General features: G+C 42.9%; 2 protein-coding genes. Both read right to left on the bottom strand.

All coding sequences use genetic code 11. The features are described 5' to 3' along the window. Positions 1–166: 166 nt before the first annotated feature. Positions 167–2,497 (bottom strand): VirB4-like conjugal transfer ATPase, CD1110 family, encoded by a 2,331-nt coding sequence (locus tag G4407_RS15815; protein WP_199669452.1) that lies wholly within the window; start codon positions 2,495–2,497, stop codon positions 167–169. Further along, positions 2,490–2,930, bottom strand: coding sequence for a PrgI family protein (locus G4407_RS15810; RefSeq protein WP_023923453.1), 441 nt, complete (start codon positions 2,928–2,930; stop codon positions 2,490–2,492). Before G4407_RS15810 ends, G4407_RS15815 begins: the two co-directional genes overlap by 8 nt. Positions 2,931–3,041: the final 111 nt, after the last annotated feature.

Below are 3,041 nucleotides of genomic sequence, written 5' to 3'. Positions count from 1 at the left end.
ATAGAAAACTCAATAGCCGGACACATATTGGCAGATGTTCTACAATATTTCTGGTACTTTTTATATGCCTCTTCCAGCGTTCTGCATTTTGTATATTCTCCTAAATCATGGAACTCACCGCACTCTGCAGCATAAAAAGTTATCGTTACTTCTTCTTTTTTCTTCATTATGATTCTCCCGGTTTTGTTGTCATTAGTTTATAAAGGTCTGTATTCTTTGGGAACGTATTCTCAAATGGTACGATATTCCCAGAGCAACGGATTAGGCCACTGCCAACCGATACATTTGTAATATAGGACAGTTGGTTTTCGGAAATATTCAAAAGAGCTGCCAATTCTTCCCTGTCTGTACTTGCCTGATTCAAAAGAATCAAAAACTCACTGTTTGCCAACATCAGTCTTGCAGTGTCCGATTTCAGAAGTTCCTCAACATTTTGGGTTAAACCTGTCACGAATCCATTGTATTTTCTGATTCTCTTGTACAGTCGGTAGAAGAAATTTGCACTGTATTCATAGCGGAATAACAGATAGAACTCATCGGCAAATATCCATGTCGTTTTTCCTTCTTTCCAGTTCTGAATTACCCTGTTGAAAATACTGTCTAAGGTAACCAGCATTCCCAGTGGCATAAGCTGTTCCCCCAGTTCCCGGATATCATAATCCATGATCCTGTTCTTCTTATTCACATTGGTCGGCTGTGCAAAGGTGTTCAGGCTTCCATTGATAAAAAGTTCGGATGACAGTGCAAGTCCCCTTGCCTCTTCTTCCGGCTGTAACATCAACTGTCGGTACATATCTTTCAATGTCGGAACTTCTCCGGTATAACCACTTCGGATATAATCCCGGTACACATCTGCAGCACAGCGGTCCAGAATCGACTTTTCTTTTGCCGACAGATTTCCTGCTCCAACCAACTGCTCGAACACAGACAGGATAAACTCCGATTTTTCAATCAGTGGATTCTTTTCATTGCCGTAGGCTGCGTCCATATCCATTGCATTCAGATGATTGTCTGATGTCGCAGATACTTTTACAACCTGTCCGCCCAGAGCCTCTACTAATTTTGTAAATTCGGACTCCGGATCAAGAATCAGGATATCGTCATCGGTACTCAATGCCAGATGCACAATCTCTTCTTTTGCCGAAAAGCTCTTTCCTGATCCACTGACGCCCAACCGGAAACTGTTTCCATTCATCAGTTTCTTCCGGTCGGCTACCAGAAGGTTCTTGCTGACTGCATTCTGCCCATAATAGATACCTCCCGGCTGCAGGATTTCCTGTGTATGGAACGGGATTAAAACAGCCGTTGATTCCGTTGTCAATGTACGCAGGGCATTGATCTTTCGCAGTCCGTAAGGAAGCACTGTATTGAGTCCGTCCACTTGCTGCCACTTTAATGTTGCCATCTGACACAGATGCTTTCTTGCGATTGACAGAATCAGTTCCGTATCGGAATCCAGTTGCTTTTTGCTGTCTGCCAGATGTACCATTGTCAAAATCCCGAACATCATACGCTGGTCTCTGGTTGTCAGATCATCGAGCATTTCCTTTGTTTCTTTTCTCTGAAGTTCCATATCGTATGGTACGATTGCCGAGAAGTTATTATTAGCGTTCTGCCTTCTCTGCCAGTTGGTCACGTTAGTTTCCACACCAAGCAGTCGGTTCTGGATTTCCCTTACCGCTTCATCCGTAGGGACTGGCAGGATGTCAATCGACAACATCAGATTCCGGCTAAAGTCACACAATTCTGAAATCATGTCATCTTTGACATAACTTGCATAATCCTGCATATACAGGACTCTTCCGTATCTGTCACCGATTTTAAAATGGTCACGTTCAAATTCCATAGAATCCGGACACATCCAGTCCTTGAAACTTGTTCCCTTCTTGGCAAATTGTTTCAGATCAAACGGAAATGCCTGTGGGACATCTCCCTTGAAGAAATCCCTGAAAATCTGGAGCCGGCTCTCTGCGTCCAGTCCTTCTGCTGTGGACGATAACTTTGCCAGATGTGTTACGATGTCTGTTCCGATACGTGCAAAATAGGTTCTTGCATCATCAATCGATCTTTTATGTACACTGACGGTCAGATACCGTTCCTGATAGATGCTGTTGTTTGTTCCTGTAATCTTAGACAGGAGCATTTCGTTGTATTCTTCCCGATAGTGGTCCAGTCCATCTTCCTTCATTGGAAGCAGAATAGACTTTTCGAATTCTTCTTTATTGATTCTCCGATTATTGATGGTAATTTGGGCAGAAATGCCGGAATCCAGTGAATTTAAGAGTTCAGAATAATCCAGAAACATTTCTGTCTTATTGTCCTTACTCGCAATATAATAGTTGATATCTGTAAAACGATATGTTTTTGAGAATTTCGTTCCCTGTTGAAAAATTCCATCCGGCCAGATTCGCTGGATGGGAATTGCCTGTTGGACGGATTTCGGAACTTTGAAGCGTTCCTTATCCATCCGAAGTGCCTGACTTAAGGTTTTAATCAAAGGCATCACTCCTTCCCTTGCGTTTCTTTCTCTGTTTTGCTTCTGCTTTTTGCTCCCGCTCTTTTATGATTTCCGCTCCATCCTTTTGATTCTTTTCTCCCAGCGAGATGGTCTCCTGCATGCAGGAGTAGTAGATATCTTCCGACTGAAACACCAGTTTCTTCGGATACAGCAATTCGGATTTGATCACTGCCCATAAAAACTGTTCGGCTGTCATACCATGATATTTGAAAAAGCCACAGGCAGCAAATGGAGCAGCACCAAGCACACACAGCCATCCGGTTATTTCCTGTCCGGTAATATCACGCATTCCAAAGTAAATTCCGATTGCTGTAAGAATCGCAAGAACAGAACACACACATTGTCTCAGGTCCAGTCCCATAAACATGGATTCTTGATAGTCCCTGATTTCTTTGTTCATCTTTACTTCCATAAATTATCGTTCCTCTCCCCTGTTTTGTTTCTTCGTTTTCTGTGGTTTTTCTTTCGGTACTTCTATCCCGGCAAATCTACAGTGTTCCGCAACGCCTTCCGGATCAAATTC

The sequence above is a fragment of the Allocoprococcus comes genome (assembly GCF_013300725.1).
In the GTDB taxonomy this organism is placed as follows: Bacteria; Bacillota; Clostridia; order Lachnospirales; family Lachnospiraceae; genus Allocoprococcus; species Allocoprococcus comes_A.
The sequence above is the reverse complement of the archived record's forward strand: the minus strand, read 5'-3'. Positions and strand labels throughout refer to the sequence as shown.

Excerpts from the sequence above, each read along its gene's own strand:
- G4407_RS15810 (WP_023923453.1), bottom strand. The coding sequence starts at position 2,930 with ATGGAAGTAAAGATGAACAAAGAAATCAGGGACTATCAAGAATCCATG.